This is a genomic window from Pseudomonas sp. LARHCG127 (genome assembly GCF_052871455.1).
The window spans coordinates 109,532-131,320 of the sequence record NZ_JBIXJT010000007.1 but is presented as its reverse complement, the minus strand read 5'-3'; the positions used below and the strand labels follow the sequence as shown (position 1 = coordinate 131,320).

Genomic DNA, 21,789 nt, shown 5'->3' with positions numbered 1-21,789 from the left:
AGCCTTGTAAACCGTCGATCTCATAAAAAGAAACCGGAGAAACACCATGTCGTTAAGCGTGTTCGACCTGTTCAAGATCGGTATCGGTCCTTCCAGCTCCCATACCGTCGGCCCGATGCGTGCCGCTGCCCGTTTTGTCGAGGGGCTGCGCCGTGACGATCTGCTTGAAAGCATTACCAGCGTCAAGGTCGAGCTCTATGGCTCGCTCGGGGCCACCGGCAAGGGCCACGGCAGTGACAAGGCCGTGTTGCTGGGCCTGGAGGGCGAGCACCCCGACACCGTGGACACCGAGACGGTGAACGCCCGGCTCCAGGAGATCCGCAGCAACGGTCGCCTGAACCTGCTCGGCGAACGCTCCATCGAATTCAATGAAAAGCTGCACTTGGCGATGATCCGCAAGCCGCTGGCCTTTCACCCCAACGGCATGATCTTCCGCGCCTTCGATGCCGCCGGGCTGCAAGTGCGCAGCCGCGAGTACTACTCGGTCGGTGGCGGCTTTGTCGTGGATGAAGACGCCGCCGGTGCCGACCGCATCGTCGAAGACGCCACGCCCCTGACCTTCCCGTTCAAGAGTGCCAAGGACCTGCTGGGCCATTGCAGCACCTATGGCCTGTCCATCAGCCAGGTGATGCTGACCAACGAAAGCGCCTGGCGCCCCGAAGCCGAGACCCGCGCCGGCCTGCTGAAGATCTGGCAGGTGATGCAGGACTGCGTGGCGGCGGGCTGTCGCAACGAAGGGATTCTGCCGGGCGGGCTGAAGGTCAAGCGCCGGGCCGCGGCGTTGCACCGCCAGTTATGCAAGAACCCCGAAGCCGCCCTGCGCGATCCGCTGTCGGTGTTGGACTGGGTCAACCTGTACGCCTTGGCCGTCAACGAAGAAAACGCCTATGGCGGTCGCGTTGTCACCGCGCCTACCAATGGCGCGGCAGGCATCGTTCCGGCCGTACTGCATTACTACATGCGCTTCATCCCCGGGGCCAGCGAGGACGGCGTGGTGCGCTTCCTGCTGACCGCCGCCGCCATCGGCATCCTCTACAAGGAAAACGCCTCCATCTCCGGCGCCGAAGTCGGTTGCCAGGGTGAAGTGGGCGTGGCCTGTTCCATGGCCGCCGGTGCCTTGTGCGAAGTGCTCGGCGGCACCGTGCAGCAAGTGGAAAACGCCGCCGAGATCGGCATGGAACACAACCTCGGCCTGACCTGCGACCCGATCGGCGGCCTGGTGCAAGTGCCGTGCATCGAACGCAACGCCATGGGTTCGGTGAAGGCCATCAACGCGGTGCGCATGGCCATGCGCGGCGACGGGCATCACTTCGTCTCCCTCGACAAAGTCATCCGCACCATGCGCCAGACCGGCGCCGACATGAAAAGCAAATACAAGGAGACCGCCCGCGGCGGTCTGGCGGTCAACATCATCGAATGCTGACGCGCGTCATTTTCATTTTCCAGGAGTTGATATGTCCACCGAACAACTGTTGAAAACCCCGCTGCACGCCCTGCACCTCGAACTCGGCGCCCGCATGGTGCCGTTCGCCGGCTACGACATGCCGGTACAGTACCCATTGGGCGTGATGAAGGAACACCAGCACACCCGCGATCAGGCCGGGTTGTTCGACGTGTCCCACATGGGCCAGATCCGCTTGACCGGCGCAGGTGCTGCCAAGGCCCTGGAAACCCTGGTGCCGGTGGACATCATCGACCTGCCGGTGGGCATGCAGCGCTACGCCATGTTCACCAACGACAACGGCGGCATCCTCGACGACCTGATGGTCGCCAACCTGGGCAATGACGAACTGTTCCTGGTGGTCAACGCCGCCTGCAAGGATCAGGACCTGGCTCACCTGCAAGGGAAAATCGGCGACCAGTGCAGCATCGAGCCGCTGTTCGAAACCCGTGCCCTGCTCGCCCTGCAAGGCCCGGCCGCCGTCACCGTGCTCGGTCGCCTGGCACCGGACGTGGCGAAAATGACTTTCATGCAGTTCCAGCGCGTCACGCTGTTGGGCGTGGACTGCCTTGTCAGCCGTTCGGGCTACACCGGTGAAGACGGTTTCGAAATCTCGGTACCCGCCGCCGACGCGGAAAAACTCGCCCGCGCCCTGCTGGCCGAGCCGGAAGTCGCGGCCATCGGCCTTGGCGCCCGTGATTCCCTGCGCCTGGAAGCTGGCTTGTGCCTCTACGGCCACGACATGAACACCGAGACGACACCAATCGAAGCCAGCCTGCTGTGGGCGATTTCCAAAGTGCGTCGTGCCGGCGGCGCCCGCGCCGGTGGTTTCCCCGGGGCCGAGACCGTGTTCGCCCAACAACAGGGCGGCGTGAGCCGCAAACGCGTCGGCCTGCTGCCCCAGGAACGCACACCGGTGCGTGAAGGTGCGGAGATTGTCAACGAAGCCGGCGAGATTATCGGCACTGTGTGCAGCGGCGGTTTCGGCCCGACCTTGGGCGCGCCGTTGGCGATGGGTTACCTGGACAGCGCCTATGTAGCGTTGGATACGCCGGTCTGGGCCATCGTGCGTGGGAAAAAGGTGCCTTTGCTTGTAAGCAAAATGCCATTCGTTCCACAGCGCTACTACCGCGGCTGATTGGTTGTTTCTATAAGTAACGCGATTGCGTTATACGTGCACTAATGTGTAACGCAATCGCCATAAAAAGGTGCATATCTTTAGAGGTGATGGATCTTTATAACGTGGGCAAACAATTGAACTAGCCTATCGAATAAGCCCCGCTCCGCAAGCGGCGTAAATGCTGGCAAGCTGAGCAAATACAGGGCCTTCCGGGGGGTTGTTTTTTCATTCGAAGTTGGCGTAGAGTTTGGTCACTGTGTTTGCATGGGTCGCTTGGAATCGTGACCTGGGCAGTAGCTTATGAAGTTCGCTACATCCCGTTCGACGTCTCTTACTTTCCTGCAACCCAGCCCCAGTACTCTTTCATGTGAAAGAGGCTGTCATCAATTTTAGCGTCAAAGGAAATAAGAAAATGTCTCAACGTCAGAGCGGTACCGTCAAGTGGTTCAATGACGAGAAGGGTTTTGGTTTTATCACACCTGAAAGCGGTCCGGATCTGTTCGTGCATTTCCGTGCCATCCAGGGCAACGGCTTCAAGAGCCTGAAAGAAGGCCAGAAAGTCACTTTCGTTGCCGTGCAAGGCCAGAAAGGCATGCAGGCTGACGAGGTTCAAGCCGAAGCCTAAGGCTTTCGCGAACTAAAAAGCCCCTGATTGATATCAGGGGCTTTTTTATGGGCGTAAATCCGTAAAATGGCTTCTTTTTTCAGCCGAGGCCGTCATGCCGAAACACCTGCTCACTCCCCAGGGCGACTTTCCTCCCGCCGGCCTGGGCCGTCGCCTGGCTGCGATGTTTTATGACTTCTTGCTGTGCACGGCGCTGCTGATCGTGACCAGCGGTGCCTACAAGATGATCCAGATGGCGATCATCGGCGAAGAAAAAATGCGCGCCCTGACCGAAGCCGGTGCCCTGGACGGCGATCCGCTGCTGTCCACCGTGCTGCTGTTCATGCTGTTCGGCTTCTTCGCCAAGTTCTGGACCCACAACGGCCAGACCCTGGGCATGCAGGTGTGGTGCATCCGTGTGCAGAATGCCGATGGCACCGCCATCAGCCTGTGGCAGGCGCTGTTGCGGTTCGTGGTGTCGATTGCGTCAGTGCTGCTGGTGGGGCTGGGCTTTATCTGGGCGCTGTTCGACAAGCGCCAGCGCAGCTGGCATGACATCTACTCGGATACGCAGCTGGTGCGGATTCCCAAGAAAACCAAATAAAGGTCATCGAACAAGACAGACTGAAATGCACTTGTGGCGAGGGGATTTATCCCCGCTGGGGCGCGAAGCGCGCCCCATTTGGGCATCCCGACACTCCGTGGTGTCAGGTTTTAGGGCCGCTTCGCGGCCCAGCGGGGATAAATCCCCTCGCCACAGGAAGCCCCGTAAGCCTGAAGATATTCTTCAGCTTCAGGCATTGCCCGCCAGCTTCATCCGCGCCGCCTGGGTGAAGTCCAGCATGCGCTTGAGCGGGCGAATCGCCTGGGGGATCAGCGCCGGGTCGACGAAGATCTCGTTGGCGCCTTCCTGCAAGCTCTTGAGGGTCCGTTCCAGGGTATTCATCGCCATCCATGGGCAGTGTGCGCAACTGCGACATGCCGCGCCGTTACCGGCAGTAGGGGCCTCGATGAAGACCTTGTCCGGGCACAACTGCTGCATCTTGTAGAAAATGCCGCGGTCGGTGGCGACGATCAGCGTCTTGTTCGGCAGCGTCTGGGCCGCGGCGATCAACTGGCTGGTGGAACCCACCGCATCCGCCAGCTCGATCACCGAGGTCGGCGACTCCGGGTGCACCAAGATCGCGGCGTCCGGGTACAACGCCTTCATGTCTTCCAACTGCTTGGACTTGAACTCTTCATGGACGATACAGGCACCGTCCCAGAGCAGCATATCGGCGCCGGTCTTGCGCTGGATGTAGGTGCCCAGGTGCTTGTCCGGCCCCCAGATGATCGTCTCGCCGTTGTCCATCAGGCTTTCGACGATTTCCAGCGCGCAACTGGACGTCACCACCCAGTCGGCACGGGCCTTGACCGCCGCCGAGGTGTTGGCATACACCACCACGGTGCGCTCCGGATGCTGGTCGCAGAACGCCGAGAATTCGTCCACCGGGCAACCCAGGTCCAGGGAGCAGGTGGCCTCCAGGGTCGGCATCAACACGCGTTTTTCGGGGTTGAGGATCTTGGCGGTCTCGCCCATGAACTTGACCCCGGCCACCACCACGGTCTTGGCCGGATGGGCATTGCCGAAGCGGGCCATTTCCAGGGAATCGGAGACACAGCCCCCGGTCTCCTCGGCCAGGGCCTGGATGATCGGGTCACAGTAGAAGTGCGCGACCAGCACCGCGTCCTGAGCCTTGAGCTCAGCGGCGATGGCGGCGCGGTACCAGGCCTCTTGCTCGGCGGTCAGCGGCTTGGGCTGCTTGGCGTCGAGGTGGGCCTGGACCAGAAGGCGTTCGGAAATTTGCGTCATGTTCGCAAGACCTGCAAGCGCGTTTAGCGCGAAAGTCGAGTATACACCCGGCTCCGGACCACTCGGGTACCGCCGGGAAAGTGGGTATCAATCAGGCACGGGACAGCGTGAAGCCGGCAAGGCTACAGAATATCCCGTCGATGCAAAAGATCATTCTGACCTGTGCCCGGCCACAGAGCCGGATGCGCTCCACTGTGGCGAGGGAGCTTGCTCCCGCTGGGCTGCGAAGCGGCCCCAAAAAGGCCGGGAACAACAGACTGGCAGATAGGATGGCAGATCTCGGGGCCGCTTCGCGGCCCAGCGGGAGCAAGCTCCCTCGCCACAAAAGCGCCCCGGTATTCACGTCCGGCAAGCTGACTGAAATGTAATCACCCGCGCCGCCGGCTTATGTCATCTTCTTTTCAACGCAACACAGGGGAACCGGTGTTCGCTGCGAATCGACGGACGGACTTTCATTCCATGCAAACAAAAACTTCCCGGCGAACCTTCGTAAAGGGCCTGACTGCTGGCGGCATCCTCGGCGGCCTTGGCTTGTGGCGTGCGCCGGTCTGGGCAGTCACCGGCTCGGGCCTGCCCAGCGTACTGACAGGCACCGAGTTCGACCTGTTCATCGGCGAAAGCCCGGTCAATTTCACCGGCAGCCCCCGCACCGCCCAGACCATCAACGGTGGCATCCCCGGCCCGCTGTTGCGCTGGCGTGAAGGCGACACCGTGACCCTGCGGGTACGCAATCGCTTGGAGGACACCACCTCCATCCATTGGCACGGCATCCTGCTGCCGGCCAACATGGACGGCGTTCCGGGGCTGAGTTTCAAGGGCATCGAGCCTGGCGGCATGTACGTGTATCAGTTCAAGGTCCGGCAGAACGGCACCTACTGGTACCACAGCCATTCCGGTTTCCAGGAACAGTCCGGGGTCTACGGCCCGCTGGTGATTGATGCCAGGGAACCCGAACCCTTCCAGTACGAACGGGACTATGTGGTGATGCTCACCGACTGGACCGACGAAGACCCTGGCGCCCTCCTGCGCAAGCTCAAGAAACAGTCGGACTACTACAACTACAACAAACGCACCGTTGGCGACTTCATCGACGATGTGGGCAAGAACGGCTGGGCCAGCACCGTGGCCGATCGCAAGATGTGGGCCGAGATGAAGATGAACCCCACTGACCTGGCTGACGTCAGTGGCGCCACCTACACCTACCTCATGAACGGCCAGGCGCCGGACATGAACTGGACCGGCCTGTTCAAGCCTGGCGAACGTCTGCGCCTGCGCTTTATCAACGGCTCGTCCATGAGCTATTTCGACGTGCGCATTCCCGGCTTGAAGATGACCGTGGTGGCGTCCGACGGCCAATACGTCAAGCCGGTGAGCGTCGATGAGTTGCGGATCGCCGTGGCGGAAACCTATGACGTCATTGTCGAACCGACCCAAGAGGCTTACACCCTGTTCGCCCAGTCCATGGACCGCACGGGGTATGCCCGTGGCACCCTCGCGGCCAGGGCCGGGTTGTCGGCGCCGGTGCCGCCCCTGGACCCACGCCCCTTGGTGACCATGGACGACATGGGCATGGCGGGCATGGACCACAGCGGCATGGGCGAAATGAAAGGCATGGACCATGGCTCGATGCAGGGCATGGCGGGGATGGACGACAGCGCGATGCAAGGCATGGATCACAGCCAGATGCAGGGCATGGGTGACATGGCCGGTATGGATCACAGTGCCATGCGGGGCATGGACAACATGCTCGCGCACCCCGACACCGAGAAAGACAATCCCCTGGTGGACATGCAGGCCATGAACGCCAAGCCCAAGCTCGATGACCCGGGCATGGGGCTGCGCGATAACGGCCGCAAAGTGCTGACCTACGCCGACCTGCGCAGCACCTTCCCTGACCCCGACGGCCGCGAGCCGGGCCGCACGATCGAGCTGCACCTGACCGGGCACATGGAGAAGTTCGCCTGGTCGTTCAACGGCGTGAAATTCTCCGACGCCGCACCGCTGCTGCTCAAGTACGGCGAGCGACTGCGCATCGTGCTGATCAACGACACCATGATGACCCACCCCATCCACCTGCACGGCATGTGGAGCGACCTGGAGGATGAGAACGGCCAGTTCATGGTCCGCAAGCACACCATCGACGTGCCACCGGGCGCCCGGCGCAGCTACCGGGTCACCGCCGATGCGCTCGGGCGCTGGGCGTATCACTGCCATCTGCTGTATCACATGGAGATGGGCATGTTCCGTGAAGTTCGGGTGCAGGAATGAGGAAGCGACCATGACCCCTATCGTGAAATACCCCGCCCTGCCCCTGGCCATTCTTGCTTTTGGCAGCAGCCTCTCGGCCTGGGCCGCGAGCAATGACATGCCCGGCATGGACCACAGCCAGATGCAAGGCATGGACTCGATGCAGGGCATGGAACCCATGCAACCGGCGCCGACCAGCAGCCGCACGCCGATCCCGGCACTGACCGCCGCCGACCGCGCCGCCGTCTACGAGGATCATGGCGGACATACGGTGCACGACAGCGCCATCCATTCATTTTTCCTCATCGACCAACTGGAATGGCAGGACGCCGATGACGGCAGCGCCCTGAACTGGGACGCCTCCGGCTGGATCGGTGGCGACATCGACCGTTTGTGGCTGCGCTCCGAAGGTGAACGCCTCAATGGCAAGACCGAAAAAGCCGAGTTGCAGGCGTTGTGGGGTCACGCCATCAGTCCTTGGTGGGATGTGGTGGCCGGCGTGCGTCAGGACTTCAAGCCGGGCGATTCGCAAACCTGGGCCGCCTTCGGCGTGCAAGGCATGGCGCTCTACAACTTCGAAGCCGAAGCCACCGCGTTCATCGGCGAAGGTGGCCAGAGCGCGGCGCGCCTGGAAGGCGACTACGACATCTTGTTGACCAATCGGTTGATCCTGCAGCCCACCGCCGAAGCCAACTTCTATGGCAAGAACGATCCCGCCCGTGGCGTCGGTTCGGGCTTGTCGGACACCGAACTCGGCGTGCGGCTGCGCTACGAAATACGCCGCGAATTCGCGCCCTACATTGGTGTCACCTGGAATCGGGTCTACGGCAACACCGCCGACTACGTCCGAGAAGAGGGTGAAGACCGCAGCGAAGCCCGCCTGGTACTGGGCCTGCGCCTGTGGTTCTGATCTGTTTCACTAAAAACTAAAAACCAAGTTGTAGGAGTCCTTGCATGTCAGTCATCAAAACCGCTGTCGTATTGTCCGTTGGCCTGTTGCTCAGTGGACTGGCCCAGGCTCATCCAAAACTGCTGTCCTCCACCCCGGCCGAAGGTGCCGAAGGGGCGGCACCGGCAAAGATCGAGCTGCACTTTTCCGAAAACCTGCTGACCAAGTTTTCCGGCGCCAAGCTGATGATGACCGCGATGCAGGGCATGGCGGCGCATTCGCCCATGCCGATGCCGGCCAAGGTGTCCGGCAGCGATGATCCGAAAACCATGGTCATCACGCCGAATGCCCCTCTCACCGCAGGCACCTATCAGGTCCAGTGGCGCGCGGTGTCGTCCGACACGCACCCGATCACCGGCAACGTCACGTTCAAGGTGAAGTGAGTTGATGAGCGACTCGATCAACATCGCGCTGCGCTTTGCCCTGTACCTGGATTTGATGTTGCTGTTCGGTCTGGCCGCGTTTGGCCTGTATAGCCTGCGAGGCCAGGAGCGGGTGTCGGATGCGCAGTTGCCTTTCGCGCCACTGCTGCTGGCCACGGCGGTGCTGGGTGGGTTGCTCTCCCTGGCCGCCATGGCGTGCATGGCCTGGGCCATGAGCGGTGTTTCGGAGTGGACCGAACTGTGGCCGCACGTTGAAATGATGGTGCTGGAGACCGATGTCGGTTGGACCTGGATGCTGCGCATGGCGGCGTTGGTGCTGGCCGGTTTCGCCGTGACGCTCAATAAACGTTGGCCGGCCGCCAGCCTTGGCCTGGTCACGCTGGGCGGGGCCGTGGCCCTGGCGACATTGGCCTGGGCAGGCCACGGCGCCATGGACGAAGGCACCCGCCGCAACTGGCACTTCATCACTGACTTCCTGCACTTGTGGGCGGCGGGTGGCTGGGTCGGAGCCCTGGCGGCGTTTGCCCTGCTGCTTCGCCAGGCCGAACCACAGTTGGCGGTGCTGGCCCGGACATTGACCGGGTTTGAAGTCGCCGGGGCAGTGATCGTGGCGGTCATCAGCGTGACGGGGGTAATCAACTATCTGTTCATCGTCGGCCCAAGTATCGTCGGGCTGCTCGACAGCCTTTATGGTCAGTTGCTCGCGCTCAAACTCATCTTGTTCGCGGCCATGTTGGCGTTCGCCGCGCTGAACCGCTTTCACCTGAGCCCACTCCTGGAAAGTGCCCGACAGAGCGGCGAGCATGGGGTCGCGGTGAAGGCTCTGCGGCGCAGCATGGTCCTGGAGTTCTCCGTGGCGGTGGTCATCCTGGGGTTGGTGGCCTGGTTGGGGACGTTAAGCCCCGGGATGGAATAACCGGCACTGAATTCGTGGCGAGGGAGCTTGCTCCCGCTGGGCTGCGAAGCGCCCCCCAAAACCTGAGCACCCGGTGTGTCAGGCAAAGGGTACCCATACCTTTCGGGTCTGCTTCGCAGCCCAGCGGGAGCAAGCTCCCTCGCCACAAAGGGCAGCCGGGCGCGGTATTTAATTTTTCAATACCAGCAGCCAGTTTTCAGTTTGCCCATCGCACGGTGCCCTGGCCTAAATGGGGTTTTATCCAGCCAAGGCCCTGTCATGGAAAACGTTCGAACCTCAAGCACCCATGCCGTCTGGCTGATGGTCAGCATCGTGTTGGTGGCGCTGAACCTGCGGCCTTCGATGGCCGCCGTCGGGCCCCTGTTATCCGCCATTCGCGGGGAGGTCCCGCTGAGCTTCAGCACCGCCTCGCTGTTGACCATGTTGCCGGTGATGGCGATGGGCCTGGCGATGTTCCTGGGCATGCGCATCGCCCAGCGCATCGGCGAGCACCGCACCATCGTGCTGTCGCTGTTGATCATCGGTATCGCCACCGCATCGCGCTTGTACCTGGACAGCGCCGCCGAGCTGATCGTCAGCGCGGTGTTGGCCGGGCTCGGCATCGCGTTGATCCAGGCGGTGATGCCGGCCCTGATCAAGTCGCGCTACGCCGACAACGTCTCGCTGTTCATGGGTTTGTATGTCACGTCGATCATGGGCGGGGCGGCACTTGCCGCATCGTTTTCGCCGCTTGTCCTGTCGCAAACTGGCAGCTGGCGCATCGGCCTGGCGATCTGGGCACTGTTGGCGTTGATTGCCCTGGGTTGCTGGTATGCCCAGCGTGCAGCCGTGCCCCCGTTGCCCGGAGCGCCTGTCCGGCAGCAAGCGTCATTCTTCAGCAATTCCCGGGCTTGGCTGCTGGCGATTTTCTTCGGACTGGGCACCGCCTCCTACACCTGTGTACTGGCCTGGCTGGCCCCGTACTATGTGGAGAAGGGCTGGAGCGAACAACACGCTGGCCTGCTGCTGGGGTTCCTCACGGCCATGGAGGTGCTGTCCGGCCTCGTCACTCCGGCGATTGCCAACCGCAGCCGGGATAAACGCTGGGTCCTCACCGCCCTGCTGGCCCTTATCATCGGCGGCTTCTGCGGCCTGATCCTAAGCCCGGAACGCTTCAGCCTGTTGTGGCCTTGCCTTTTGGGCCTGGGCATCGGCGGCCTGTTCCCAATGAGTTTGATCGTCTCCCTCGACCACTTGGACAACCCGCGACGAGCTGGTGGCCTGACCGCATTCGTGCAAGGCATCGGCTACCTGATCGCCGGGCTCTCGCCATTGATTGCCGGGGTGATTCGCGATCAATCGGGCAGCTTCGAATGGGCCTGGTGGTCACTCACTGCCGTCATGGCGTTGATGCTCATGATGGTCCTGCGCTTCGATCCCAAACAATACGCACGGCATATAGACTAGTGGCCTGTACGGTTAATTCGAGTACTCAAATTCGAGTGCCAGGGCTTGCCAGGCAAGGCGCCATGACGAGTCGTAGCCCGCTACGGCGAGGAATGGCAACGCAGGCTGGCAAGTTCTGGCGCCGAAGTTGAGTGCACGAATTAGCCACACAGGCCACTAGACAGCGCTTGTCGTAAGCCCAGCAAAGATAAAAGCCCCGGGCTCCTGTATAAATGGAGGACTTTCGCCAGGACAAAGAGAGACGCAGGGATGACGCCGAGAATAGCTGATGCTGGTCAGTAACCTGCTCAGAAAGCTGGACATGCAAGACCTGATGGTTTTTGTAGCGGTGTACGAACAAGGCAGCGTCACCCAGGTCGCCGAGGCCTTATGCGTCAGCCAGTCAACCGTGAGCTACTGCCTGAGGAAACTGCGCACCAGTTTCGAAGACGAGCTGTTCATCAGTACCCGCTCCGGCATGCGCCCCACTCATAAAGCCACCGCCATGTACGGCCAGATACTGGGGGTTCTAGAGGCAATCAATCAATGCCATTCCGGCCTCCAGACATTCGATCCGAATCAGGAAGAAATCACCTTCAACCTCTGTGCGCCGGAATACTTCGAACTGCTGATCCTGCCCAAATTGGTCAAACGCTTCATCGGCAAGCGCTTTGCGGTGGTCATCAACACGACGAAATTTCATCGGGATATCCCGGTTGATGCACTGCGGGACGATCGCTTCGATCTTGTCGTCTGTTTCGGGCCACACTTCCATGGCGACGTCATAGGCCTGCGCTCCCAGGTGCTGCTCGAAGACGAGTTGGTGTGCGTGCTCGATAACAATTTCCCAGGGCCGCAAGAAGACTTCAGCCTGGAAGCGTTCGCCGCGCGCCAGCACGTGTTTCCAACACCGTGGACGTCTGACACCAACATGATCGATGGCTGGCTCGCCCGACAGGGTTATAGCCGCAAGATAGTCGCAAGAGCCAACAGCTACGTAGCAGCGTTGAACCTGATCGCTGGAACCGACTTCGTCCTGACATTGCCTCGGCGTATCCAGGCATTGATTTGCGATCAAGCACAATTCGGCGAACACCCGCCACCCGCGGGCTTACCGAACTTTACCTTGGAGATGGTCTGGAGCGAGAAAGCGAGCCAGGACAGCGCCAACATCTGGCTTCGCGAGCAGATCATGCAAGTATGCGCCGAGGAGGGCCTGCTCTGAGCCCCACTTCGGTGGGTGGGCTTTTTCATGGGCAAAAAAAAATCCGGAAATCCTCACTTTCGTGGGCCTTCCAGACTTTTAAAACAGCTAAAAATGGTGGGTCGTGTGGGATTCGAACCTACGACCAATTGGTTAAAAGCCAACTGCTCTACCAACTGAGCTAACGACCCGCTGTGTGGTGGCGCGTATAATACTGATTTCTAAGGACTATTCAACACTTAATTTGAAATAAATCAAAAATAACGGGTTGGATCGCTCACACCCGCCGCCGCAAAGCCTTCTGCACGCAGGCGGCAGCTGTCGCATTTGCCACAAGCGCGGCCCTGATCGTCGGCCTGATAGCAGGAAACGGTGAGTCCATAGTCCACGCCAAGCTTCACGCCCGCCTTGACGATGTCGGCCTTGCTGAGATTCTGCAACGGCGCCTGGATGCGGAAACCCTGCCCTTCCACGCCGGCCTTGGTGGCCAGGTTGGCCATGCGTTCGAACGCTTCGACGAACTCCGGGCGGCAGTCCGGGTAGCCGGAGTAATCCACTGCATTGACGCCAATGAAAATGTCGCGGGCGCCCAGCACTTCCGCCCAGCCCAGCGCCAAGGACAGGAACACCGTGTTACGCGCCGGCACATAGGTCACCGGAATGCCTTCACTTGGGGCCTCGGGCACGTCGATGGAGCTGTCGGTCAGGGCCGAACCGCCGATACCGTTGAGGTTCAAGCCGATGACTTTGTGTTCCACCACGCCCAAGTCCCGGGCCACCCGCTCGGCGGCCTGCAGCTCGGCGCGGTGGCGCTGGCCATAGTCGAAACTCATGGTGTAGCAGTGATAACCCTCGGCGCGGGCCATGGCCACGACCGTGGCCGAATCCAGGCCACCGGACAACAGGATGACCGCACGTTTTTCAGCCATGTTCGTATGTTCAGTCATCTCAGCGCCCCGGCTCGTCGTTCCAAAGATATTTATGCAGCTGCAGTTGCAGGCGCACCGGCAAGTTATCCGCCACCACCCAATCCGCCAGATCCCGGGCGCTCAAATCGTGATGACTCGGCGATAGCAACACTTCGCCGGCCCGCTGATCGAGCCCGTACTGGATCAACTTGGACACGGCCCAGTCGTAATCCTCTCGCGAACAGATCACGAACTTGACCTGGTCGTTGGGCGTCAGCAGTTCGATATTTTCGTAACGGTTGCGATGCGCTTCCTTGGAGCCTGGGGTTTTCAGGTCCACGACGCGGCTGACGCGCGAGTCGACGGCCGAAATATCCAGGGCGCCGCTGGTTTCCAGCGAAACCTCGTAACCGGCATCGCACAATTGCTTGAGCAAGGGGATGGCGTTGGGTTGCGCCAAGGGCTCGCCGCCCGTGACACAGACATAACGCGGACGATAACTGGCCACTTGCTCCAGGATATCGTCGAGGGATCGCACGGTGCCGCCGCTGAAGGCGTAGGCGCTGTCACAGTATTGGCAACGCAACGGACAACCGGTGAGGCGCACGAATACCGTGGGCAGCCCAGCCGTTCGCGTTTCACCCTGCAACGAGTAAAAAACTTCGGTGATTCTCAATGTGTCTTGCATAGTCGCCACGGGCGTAACAGCTAAACAGGCTGTCCGCCTCCGTCAGGCACTTCAAGGAACCCCGCCAACGCGCAGATCCCAAAAAGCGTGTTTCAGAAAAAAGGGCGTGAATTCTAACGAAAAAACCCGCGACAGGCGCGGGTTTCTTCGAAACAGCTCAAGCCGGCTTACATGCGTTGCAGATCACGCTGGGCCAACTGGGCGGCGGATGTCCCCGGGTACTGGGCCACCACCTGCTGCAGAATGCCTTTCACCTTGTCGGTATGACCAAGGCGGCGCTCTACGTCAGCCAGTTTGTACAGCGAATCCGGCACCTTGGCGTGCTTGGGATACAGTTGCGACACCTTGGCGAACGCCTGGCCGGCACCTTGCAGGTCGCCCTTGGCCAGGTTCACTTCGCCCAGCCAGTATTGGGCATTGCCCGCGTACTGGCTGTTTGGGTATTTGCGCAGGAAAGCGGCAAAGGCCTGGCTGGCCTTGTCGAAATCCTTGGCCTTGATCAGGTCGAAGGCAGCATCGTAATAGAGCTTTTCCTTCGCCGGATCAGCCGGTTCGCCACCGGCGGCAGGTGCTGCCGGAGCGGCTGCCCCTGCGCCTGCGGCTGCACCGGTGGCGTTCAAGTCGCCACCGTCAGGAGAATTCTCAGGAGTCGCGGCAGGTGCAACGCCGGTTCCTATGCGCCGATCAAGATCCTGGTATCGCTCCAGGCTTTCCTGCTTCATGCGCGAGATATCATTTTGCAGTTCTTCGATCACACCTTGTTGGCGCGAGATCTGATCCTGCATTTGCTGCAGTTGGTTGAACAGCTGGCCCTGTGCCGAGACAGGGGCCGAAACCCCTCCCCCGGCATAGGCGCCGTTCGTACCGTAACCTGCAGGCGGATAGCTGCTCCCGCTATTGTTATAGCCGGCATCGTTATCGACCACAGGAACCGCAGCCCACGCCGCAAGCGGCGCGAGGCTGAGAGCCAGAACAGTTACAGCACGACGGCACGTTCGCATGACGAATTACTTACGCAGTTCGACGCGACGGTTTTGAGCCCAGGACTGCTCGTCGTTGCCGGTAGCAACTGGACGCTCTTCGCCGTAGGAAACCAGTTCCAGCTGAGCTGGGGAAACACCTTGCAGTACCAGGTAGCGTTGAACGGCTTTCGCACGACGCTCGCCCAGTGCCATGTTGTACTCACGAGTACCACGTTCGTCGGTGTTGCCTTCCAGAACAACGCGAGCGCCGTTCGACTTCAGGTCCTTGGCGTGAACGTCCAGAGCGCGCATGGCTTCTGGCTTCAGGTCCGAGCTGTCGTATTCGAAGTAGAAGGTGGTGATTGCGCGCAGAGCAGCTTCTTCGCTCAGGGAGCCGTCAACTGCACCGGTGTTAGCGCCGTAACCAGCGTTTGGATCAACAGCGCCTTCACCGGCATTGTCGCCGCCTTTGGACGAGCAACCTACAGCTACAGCCATGGCCAGAGCCAGCGCAGCAAATTTACCAAACTTCAGCATTTCCATCGTGAAACTCCTAATGAACCCCAGTGTGTTAAGTAAAACGTATTGCGCCGCGTCAGTTCAGGTAAGGGGACCAGGACGGTTCTCTGACTTCGCCTTGAGCGGTAGGAAGCGGGAGCCTCACGCGTCCATTAATGGACACGAGCATCAAGACTCCCCGGCCCTGCTGGCGGGTGGCGTAGATTACCATGGTGCCGTTGGGCGCAACAGTAGGTGACTCGTCCAGAGTGCTATCAGTGAGGATTTTTACGCTACCGCGCTGCAAATCCTGGGCCGCCACCTTGAAATTGGTGAAACCATCCTGGCGATGGATCATCACCAGGGTCTTTTCGTCAGCCGACAGTTTAGGGTTGGCGTTGTAGTTACCGACGAAGGTTACGCGTTCGGCACCGCCGCCACCGGCACTGGTCTTGTAGATCTGTGGCTTGCCGCCGCGGTCGGAGGTGAAGTAGATGGTCGAGCCATCCTTGCCCCAGAACGGTTCGGTGTTGATGCCCGGGCCGTTGGTGACGCGGGAGATCGAACGCGAAGCCAGGTTCATCACGTAGACGTCCGGGTTACCGTCCTTGGACAGCACGAACGCCAGGCGCGAACCGTCCGGCGACCAGGCTGGCGCACCGTTCAGGCCTTCGAAGTTGGTGATCTGCTCACGACGACCGGTGTCGATGTGCTGCACGAAAATGCGCGGACGCTTCTGCTCGAACGAGACATAGGCGATGCGCTTGCCATCGGGGGCGAAGCGCGGCGACAGGATCGGCTCGCGCGATTGCAGCAGGGTCACCGCACGCGCGCCGTCGTAGTCGGAACGCTGCAGGGTGTAGCGGGTGTTGTTCTCGGAGAAGCGCTCGGCCGTCACATAGAGCATGCGCGTGGAGAACGCGCCCTTGATGCCGGTGAGTTTTTCGAACGACTGGTCGGCGATGTAGTGCGACATGTCGCGCAACTGGTCGACGCTGCCCGACACGCTGCCGGTCAGCACTTGCTGCTCGGTGGCGACGTTGAACAGGGCGTACTGCACCTGCAGGCGACCGCCAGCCGGAACGATGCTGCCGACCATGATGTACTGGGCGCCCAGGGCCTTCCAGTCACGGTAGATGACTTCGCTGGCCTGGGTTGGCAGGCTGATCATGTTCTGCTTCGGAATCGGCGCGTAGTAACCCGAGTTGCGCAGGTCGTTGCCGATGATTTCCGCCATGTCGTCCGGCAGGACGCTACCGCCCTGCCAGCCGAACGGTACGACGGCGATCGGGGTGGCCCGGTCGCTGCCGCTGGTGACCAGGATGTTCTTTTCCTCTGCTACCGCTATCCCTGCCAGGCAGCAGATAACGACCAGCATTGATCGAAGAAGGTTTCTCACAAGGCTAGATCCTCAGGTGTGAATGTCATCTTGAATGAACGATAGGGAGCAAAGTCGCTCGGCTTCATTCCTTGCATTTCCGTCAAACGCCCAATGTTCTTGACCGCTGCGACCGCCGAAGCGTCGAACGGACCGTCACCACTGGACTTGGCGACGCTGACCGAGGTAACCGTACCGTCGGGCAACATGCCGATTTGCAATACTACCGTCATGCCTTTGCGCGCCGAAGGTGGACGAGCCCAGCCTTCCGCCGCTCGGGCGCGAATCAGATCATCGTAGCTGCCGGCGACTTCATCGCCCTGCTCATCGGCCAAGGCCTGCTGGCGCTCTGGCGTGTCGGAAAGCAAATCTGCCAAGGCCTGGGCCTTTTTGTCTTCGGCGGATTTACGCGCTGCGTCCTGGGCCTTTTTCTTGGCGGCGTCGGCGGCGGCTTTCTTCTTCGCGTCTTCGGCGACTTTCTTTTTCGCCTCTTCAGCTTCAGCTTTCTTCTTGGCGTCTTCGGCCGCTTTTTTCTTGGCGTCCTCGACGATCTTTTTCTTCGCTTCTTCAGCGGCCGCTTTCTTGGCCTCTTCTTCAGCGGCTTTCTTGGCTTCTTCTTCGGCTTTCTTCTTGGCTATATCAGCCAATTGTTTCTCTTCTGCCTTTTTGGCCTCGGCGGTTTTCTTCGCTTCGTCGGCTTTCTTGGCTTCGTCAGCCTTTTTCGCCTCGTCCGCTTTCTTCGCCTCATCGGCCTTCTTGGCTTCCTCGGCCTTTTGAGCCGCTTCCTCTTTCTTTTGTTCCGCGGCCTTTATCGCTTCCTGTTCGACCTTCTTCTGTTCCATCTGCTCGACTTCGGTCTGGCGCGCGGCGGATTTCTTCGCCTCACCGGCAAGCTTCTGGTTGGTCTGCGTAGTGGCCTGGCTTTTCGACTTGAGCTGGTACAACGTCGCCTGCACGATCGGCTTGGCCGGCGGCAGCTCCGGGGTCATGGCAAAACTGACGAACAGCATGCCGAACACCAGCACATGCAGGCCGATGGCCAGGACACTGGGCCAGAAGTAGCTTTCCGAGGCGGACGGCTCTCGCTGTTGCTGCATCAGGGGGCCTCGGTGATCAAGCCAACATTACCGACCCCGGCTTTCTGCAGCCCGCCCATGGCGCCCATCACGGCACCGTAGTCGACAGTCTTGTCGCCGCGAATGAAGACCTGGGTACGCTTGCCGTTGCCGTTACCGGCGTTGATGATCTTGGTCACCGCGTCGGTCATCTGCGGCAAGGTCATGGCCCGGTCCTGCTGCTTCTCGGTATCCACTTCGCTGCCAAGGTTCCAGTAATAGGTCTTGTCAGCCTTGATCGAAATGGTCAGTACCTGGGTGTTGTTGTCCTGCGGCAAGGCTTCGCTGGAAACCTTGGGCAGATCGACCTTCACGCCCTGATTGAGCATGGGCGCGGTCACCATGAAGATGACCAGCAGCACCAACATCACGTCGATGTAGGGCACCACGTTCATCTCGGCAACCGGCTTGCGCTTTTTTCGGGCTCGAGCGATTAAAGCCATTGGGAAATACCTGCTTATTCTTCGCTGGTGTGCACTTTGCGGTGCAGGATCGCCTGGAACTCATCGGCGAAGGTGTAGTAACGGCTGGTCAGCGTTTCGCTGCGGGCAGCGAAGCGGTTGTAGGCGATAACGGCCGGGATCGCCGCGAACAGGCCGATGGCGGTGGCGATCAGTGCCTCGGCAATACCTGGGGCCACGGTGGCCAGGGTCGCTTGCTGGGCGGATGCCAGGCCACGGAAGGAATTCATGATCCCCCACACGGTACCGAACAGGCCGATGTACGGGCTGACCGAACCAACGGTCGCCAGGAACGGCAGGCCCTGTTCGAGTTTCTCTTCTTCGCGGGAGATGGCGACGCGCATGGCACGGGCCACGCCTTCCATGACCGCTTCAGGGTCGACGCCCGGCTGCTGGCGCAGGCGGGAGAATTCCTTGAAGCCGGCACGGAAGATCTGCTCGACGCCCGAATCCGGGTCCGGGTTGCTGCCGGCCTGGCGATACAGCTTGGACAGGTCGATACCGGACCAGAAGCGCTCTTCGAAGCTCTCCAGGGCACGGCGACCGGCGCGCAGCATGTTGCTGCGCTGAAAGATCATGATCCATGAGGTCACCGATGCGGCTACCAGGGTCAGCATTACCAGTTGCACCACGACGCTGGCATTGCTGACCAGGCTCCACATGGAGGAATGGTCGACGACGTTAGCTTCCACGCTTTATCTCCTGCTCTGAGTGTGTACCCGCGCCGCTCACGCCGGCAAAGGCCGCGCGTAGAGCTTCGGGAATGGCCCGGGGTTTCAAACTATGGGTGCGCACACAGGCCACCAAAAACTGCCCTTCGCAGAGCAGCACGTTATCCGTAGCCCGCCTGACCTGCTGCTTGAAGCGCAGGCTGACACGGTTCAATTCGATGACATCGGCACTTACCACCAGCTCGTCGTCCAGTCGCGCCGGCGCGTGGTAGCGCGCTTCGCTGGAATGCACGACGAATAACAGGTCCTCCCCTGCCAGCGCGGATTGGGCAAAACCCAGTTCCCGCAGCCGTTCGGTTCGAGCCCGTTCCATAAACTTGAGGTAATTGACGTAGTAGACGATGCCGCCAGCATCGGTGTCCTCGTAATAAACGCGACAGCGATGTGCGAACGACTCCAGCCCGTTTTGCGCGCGCATACTCTAGTGCTTACTCCTCAGGTTGCCAATCGGCCAGGCAACTGTTTTTTCATTCTCGAACGCATTGACGCTCCAGGCGTCGTCTGGGACAGCACGAACTGGAAAAAAGTCGGCATTCGGAGCTCGTTCAATCGTCCACGGCATCGAGGAATTCGTCTACCACCGGCATCTCGCCCATTCGTGTCGGGATGTTTAAGCCAAAATGCAGGTAGGCATGGCGGGTCACCACGCGCCCGCGTGGGGTGCGCATGATGTAGCCCTGCTGGATCAGGTAAGGCTCCAACACATCCTCAATGGTGTGGCGTTCTTCGCTGATGGCCGCCGCCAGGCTGTCCACGCCCACCGGGCCACCGTCAAACTTCTCGATCATGGTCAGCAGCAGGCGCCGGTCCTGGTGGTCGAAACCCCGCTCGTCGATGTCCAGCAGGTTCAACGCCAGGTCGGCAATCGGCTTGGTGATGTGGCCCTTGGCCCGGACTTCGGCAAAATCCCGCACCCGACGCAGCAGGCGGTTGGCGATGCGCGGCGTACCCCGGGCACGCCGGGCAATTTCATAGGCCCCGTCGGGGTCCAGTGGCAACCCGAGGATGCCCGCCGAGCGGCTGACGATCGTCGCCAGGTCGGCGTTGTTATAGAACTCCAGACGCTGGACGATACCGAAACGGTCCCGCAGCGGGTTGGTCAGCATGCCGGCGCGGGTGGTGGCGCCCACCAGGGTGAACGGCGGCAGGTCGAGCTTGATGGAGCGCGCCGCCGGCCCTTCGCCGATCATGATGTCGAGCTGGAAGTCTTCCATGGCCGGGTACAGCACTTCTTCGACGATCGGCGACAGCCGATGGATTTCGTCGATGAACAACACGTCATGAGGCTCAAGGTTGGTCAACAGCGCCGCCAGGTCGCCCGGCCGTTCGAGCACCGGCCCCGATGTGCTCTTGATCGAGACGCCCATTTCCTGGGCAATGATATTGGCCAGGGTGGTCTTGCCCAGGCCCGGCGGGCCGAAGATCAAGGTGTGGTCCAGCGATTCGCTGCGCCCACGGGCGGCCTGGATGAACAGCTCCATCTGCTCGCGCACGGTCGGCTGGCCGATGTAGTCGGCCAGGCTGACAGGACGAATCGCGCGATCCTGGATTTCCTCGCGGTCACGGGGCGCGCCCGTGGCGGCGATCAGACGGTCAGCTTCAATCACTTAAATCATTCCCTTCAGGGCACGGCGAATCATGTCTTCAGTGCTCAGGCCTTTTTCCTTGATGGCGGAAATCGCCTTGCTGGCTTCCTGAGGCTTGTAGCCCAGGGAGATCAGCGCGGTGACCGCATCGTTTTCGGCGCTGACCGCTGGCACCGGCGCATCCGGCTGGTTCGGCACCAGGGCGAACATGGCCGGCACCGCCTCCCAGGCCTTGAAGCGGTCCTTGAGCTCGACCAGCAGGCGCTCGGCGGTTTTCTTGCCCACCCCCGGCACCTTGGTCAGGGCCGAGGTGTCCTGGGACTGCACGCAACGCACCAGTTCGTCGACTTCCAGGCTCGACATCAAGGCCAGGGCCAGTTTCGGACCGACGCCATTGAGACGGATCAGCTCGCGGAAAAAGTCCCGCTCGCGCTTGCCGACGAAACCATAGAGTAACTGCGCATCCTCGCGCACGACCAAATGGGTGTGCAGGGTCAGCGGCTCGCCGACCGACGGCAAGCGATACAGCGTGGTCATGGGCACTTCCAGCTCATAGCCCAGGCCGTTTACATCCAGAATCAGGTGCGGCGGCTGTTTTTCAGCCAGGGTGCCGCGCAAGCGTCCAATCACGTTTCAGATCCTTGGGCGTTGGCCAGCCCCAGGCTGGCGAGTAACAACACGAGCATTAAGGCCGACGATACAGGCGCAACGGGCTCGGGTTCATGAATGAAGCGCTGATGCTATCAGAGACGCAGGCGTCCGCCACGACTGCGTGCGGTTCCCAGGCCATGGGGCAACAGACTGGAGCGGGTGTGGGCATGGCAAATGGCGATGGCCAGGGCGTCGGAGGCGTCGATCTGTGGCTTGCTGACCAGTTTCAACAAGTGCATCACCATCATTTGCACCTGCTCCTTGTTCGCCGCTCCCGTGCCGACGACCGCCTGCTTGACCTGGGTCGCGGTGTATTCGGCGATCTCCAGGTTCTCCTCGGCGCCCGCCACGATGGCCGCACCCCGGGCCTGCCCCAGCTTCAGGGCCGAATCGGCGTTGCGCGCCATGAAGACCCGCTCGATGCCCATGGTCACCGGGCCGTAGGTCTGGATGACTTCGCGTACGCCGCGATAAACGATCTGCAAGCGCTCGTGCAGCTCACCCGCCCCGGTGCGGATGCAACCAGAGGCGACATACACGCAGCCGCGCCCGGTATCGCGAACCACACCGTAGCCGGTGATGCGCGAACCAGGGTCGATACCAAGGATTAAAGTCATAACGCCTGCGGCTTAAAGAGGAGCTTTGCGACCCTGTGGGAGCGAGCTTGCTC

The 21,789-nt window shown here is 61.0% G+C and carries 23 protein-coding genes and 1 tRNA gene; 10 read left to right on the top strand and 14 right to left on the bottom strand.

Going from position 1 to position 21,789, the window contains the following annotated elements:
* Positions 1 to 46 precede the first annotated feature (46 nt).
* The 4 genes from ACIPQ1_RS13965 to ACIPQ1_RS13950 all read left to right on the top strand — a co-directional run bounded on the left by ACIPQ1_RS13965 (position 47) and on the right by ACIPQ1_RS13950 (position 3,769).
* A complete protein-coding gene (locus ACIPQ1_RS13965) occupies positions 47 to 1,423 on the top strand; it encodes an L-serine ammonia-lyase (protein ID WP_411385467.1) in 1,377 nt (458 codons plus the stop codon).
* Between the two features lie 31 nt (positions 1,424 to 1,454).
* Complete coding sequence (gcvT, locus tag ACIPQ1_RS13960) at positions 1,455 to 2,579, top strand: glycine cleavage system aminomethyltransferase GcvT (RefSeq protein ID WP_446534319.1); 1,125 nt, start codon at positions 1,455 to 1,457, stop codon at positions 2,577 to 2,579.
* 394 nt (positions 2,580 to 2,973) lie between these two features.
* A complete protein-coding gene (locus ACIPQ1_RS13955; protein WP_003175786.1) occupies positions 2,974 to 3,186 on the top strand; it encodes a cold-shock protein in 213 nt (70 codons plus the stop codon).
* A gap of 94 nt (positions 3,187 to 3,280) precedes the next feature.
* Entirely contained in the window at positions 3,281 to 3,769 is a 489-nt protein-coding gene (locus ACIPQ1_RS13950; RefSeq protein WP_250963427.1) for an RDD family protein, read from the top strand.
* Positions 3,770 to 3,958: 189 nt separating this feature from the next.
* Here the strand turns inward: ACIPQ1_RS13950 and nadA are convergent, their stop codons facing one another.
* Positions 3,959 to 5,017 carry a quinolinate synthase NadA gene (gene nadA / locus ACIPQ1_RS13945; protein ID WP_003205010.1) on the bottom strand — a complete coding sequence of 353 codons (1,059 nt, stop codon included), beginning with the start codon at positions 5,015 to 5,017 and terminating at the stop codon, positions 3,959 to 3,961.
* Between the two features lie 459 nt (positions 5,018 to 5,476).
* Between nadA and ACIPQ1_RS13940 the strand changes: the two genes are divergently transcribed.
* The 6 genes from ACIPQ1_RS13940 to ACIPQ1_RS13915 all read left to right on the top strand — a co-directional run bounded on the left by ACIPQ1_RS13940 (position 5,477) and on the right by ACIPQ1_RS13915 (position 12,162).
* A complete protein-coding gene (locus ACIPQ1_RS13940) occupies positions 5,477 to 7,285 on the top strand; it encodes a copper resistance system multicopper oxidase (protein ID WP_446534318.1) in 1,809 nt (602 codons plus the stop codon).
* Positions 7,286 to 7,295: 10 nt separating this feature from the next.
* Entirely contained in the window at positions 7,296 to 8,174 is an 879-nt protein-coding gene (locus tag ACIPQ1_RS13935; protein ID WP_411385471.1) for a copper resistance protein B, read from the top strand.
* Positions 8,175 to 8,218: 44 nt separating this feature from the next.
* Positions 8,219 to 8,596: a copper homeostasis periplasmic binding protein CopC gene (gene copC, locus ACIPQ1_RS13930; RefSeq protein WP_250963424.1), complete on the top strand. Its 378-nt coding sequence runs from the start codon at positions 8,219 to 8,221 to the stop codon at positions 8,594 to 8,596.
* Between the two features lie 4 nt (positions 8,597 to 8,600).
* Positions 8,601 to 9,512 carry a copper homeostasis membrane protein CopD gene (gene copD / locus ACIPQ1_RS13925; RefSeq protein ID WP_446534317.1) on the top strand — a complete coding sequence of 304 codons (912 nt, stop codon included), beginning with the start codon at positions 8,601 to 8,603 and terminating at the stop codon, positions 9,510 to 9,512.
* A gap of 258 nt (positions 9,513 to 9,770) precedes the next feature.
* Positions 9,771 to 10,958 (top strand): cyanate transporter, encoded by a 1,188-nt coding sequence (locus tag ACIPQ1_RS13920; RefSeq protein WP_411385473.1) that lies wholly within the window; start codon positions 9,771 to 9,773, stop codon positions 10,956 to 10,958.
* Between the two features lie 268 nt (positions 10,959 to 11,226).
* Positions 11,227 to 12,162, top strand: coding sequence for a LysR family transcriptional regulator (locus ACIPQ1_RS13915; protein WP_250963421.1), 936 nt, complete (start codon positions 11,227 to 11,229; stop codon positions 12,160 to 12,162).
* A gap of 94 nt (positions 12,163 to 12,256) precedes the next feature.
* Here the strand turns inward: ACIPQ1_RS13915 and ACIPQ1_RS13910 are convergent.
* The 13 genes from ACIPQ1_RS13910 to ruvC all read right to left on the bottom strand — a co-directional run bounded on the left by ACIPQ1_RS13910 (position 12,257) and on the right by ruvC (position 21,736).
* A tRNA-Lys gene (locus ACIPQ1_RS13910) sits at positions 12,257 to 12,332 on the bottom strand.
* Between the two features lie 63 nt (positions 12,333 to 12,395).
* Positions 12,396 to 13,070 (bottom strand): 7-cyano-7-deazaguanine synthase QueC, encoded by a 675-nt coding sequence (gene queC, locus ACIPQ1_RS13905; RefSeq protein ID WP_446534369.1) that lies wholly within the window; start codon positions 13,068 to 13,070, stop codon positions 12,396 to 12,398.
* 19 nt (positions 13,071 to 13,089) lie between these two features.
* Positions 13,090 to 13,737 carry a 7-carboxy-7-deazaguanine synthase QueE gene (gene queE, locus ACIPQ1_RS13900; RefSeq protein WP_446534316.1) on the bottom strand — a complete coding sequence of 216 codons (648 nt, stop codon included), beginning with the start codon at positions 13,735 to 13,737 and terminating at the stop codon, positions 13,090 to 13,092.
* 167 nt (positions 13,738 to 13,904) lie between these two features.
* Positions 13,905 to 14,738, bottom strand: a complete 834-nt coding sequence (gene ybgF / locus ACIPQ1_RS13895) for a tol-pal system protein YbgF (protein WP_446534315.1) — start codon at positions 14,736 to 14,738, stop codon at positions 13,905 to 13,907.
* A gap of 6 nt (positions 14,739 to 14,744) precedes the next feature.
* Positions 14,745 to 15,242 (bottom strand): peptidoglycan-associated lipoprotein Pal, encoded by a 498-nt coding sequence (gene pal / locus ACIPQ1_RS13890; protein WP_003205029.1) that lies wholly within the window; start codon positions 15,240 to 15,242, stop codon positions 14,745 to 14,747.
* Between the two features lie 52 nt (positions 15,243 to 15,294).
* On the bottom strand, positions 15,295 to 16,596 hold the full coding sequence (gene tolB, locus ACIPQ1_RS13885) for a Tol-Pal system beta propeller repeat protein TolB (protein WP_411385475.1): 1,302 nt from the start codon (positions 16,594 to 16,596) through the stop codon (positions 15,295 to 15,297).
* Positions 16,593 to 17,672 carry a cell envelope integrity protein TolA gene (gene tolA / locus ACIPQ1_RS13880; RefSeq protein ID WP_003205033.1) on the bottom strand — a complete coding sequence of 360 codons (1,080 nt, stop codon included), beginning with the start codon at positions 17,670 to 17,672 and terminating at the stop codon, positions 16,593 to 16,595. The genes tolB and tolA overlap by 4 nt, the downstream gene beginning before the upstream one ends.
* Complete coding sequence (gene tolR, locus ACIPQ1_RS13875; protein ID WP_172681749.1) at positions 17,672 to 18,124, bottom strand: protein TolR; 453 nt, start codon at positions 18,122 to 18,124, stop codon at positions 17,672 to 17,674. Before tolR ends, tolA begins: the two co-directional genes overlap by 1 nt.
* A gap of 23 nt (positions 18,125 to 18,147) precedes the next feature.
* The gene (gene tolQ, locus ACIPQ1_RS13870; protein WP_030140798.1) at positions 18,148 to 18,843 is read right to left on the bottom strand and encodes a protein TolQ; all 696 of its coding nucleotides are present in this window, start codon (positions 18,841 to 18,843) and stop codon (positions 18,148 to 18,150) included.
* A complete protein-coding gene (ybgC, locus tag ACIPQ1_RS13865) occupies positions 18,833 to 19,300 on the bottom strand; it encodes a tol-pal system-associated acyl-CoA thioesterase (RefSeq protein ID WP_003205037.1) in 468 nt (155 codons plus the stop codon). The genes tolQ and ybgC overlap by 11 nt, the downstream gene beginning before the upstream one ends.
* A gap of 127 nt (positions 19,301 to 19,427) precedes the next feature.
* A complete protein-coding gene (ruvB, locus tag ACIPQ1_RS13860; RefSeq protein ID WP_003178599.1) occupies positions 19,428 to 20,489 on the bottom strand; it encodes a Holliday junction branch migration DNA helicase RuvB in 1,062 nt (353 codons plus the stop codon).
* A complete protein-coding gene (gene ruvA, locus ACIPQ1_RS13855) occupies positions 20,490 to 21,098 on the bottom strand; it encodes a Holliday junction branch migration protein RuvA (RefSeq protein ID WP_053124616.1) in 609 nt (202 codons plus the stop codon).
* Positions 21,099 to 21,211: 113 nt separating this feature from the next.
* The gene (gene ruvC, locus ACIPQ1_RS13850) at positions 21,212 to 21,736 is read right to left on the bottom strand and encodes a crossover junction endodeoxyribonuclease RuvC (protein ID WP_014339919.1); all 525 of its coding nucleotides are present in this window, start codon (positions 21,734 to 21,736) and stop codon (positions 21,212 to 21,214) included.
* Between the last annotated feature and the right edge of the window lie 53 nt (positions 21,737 to 21,789).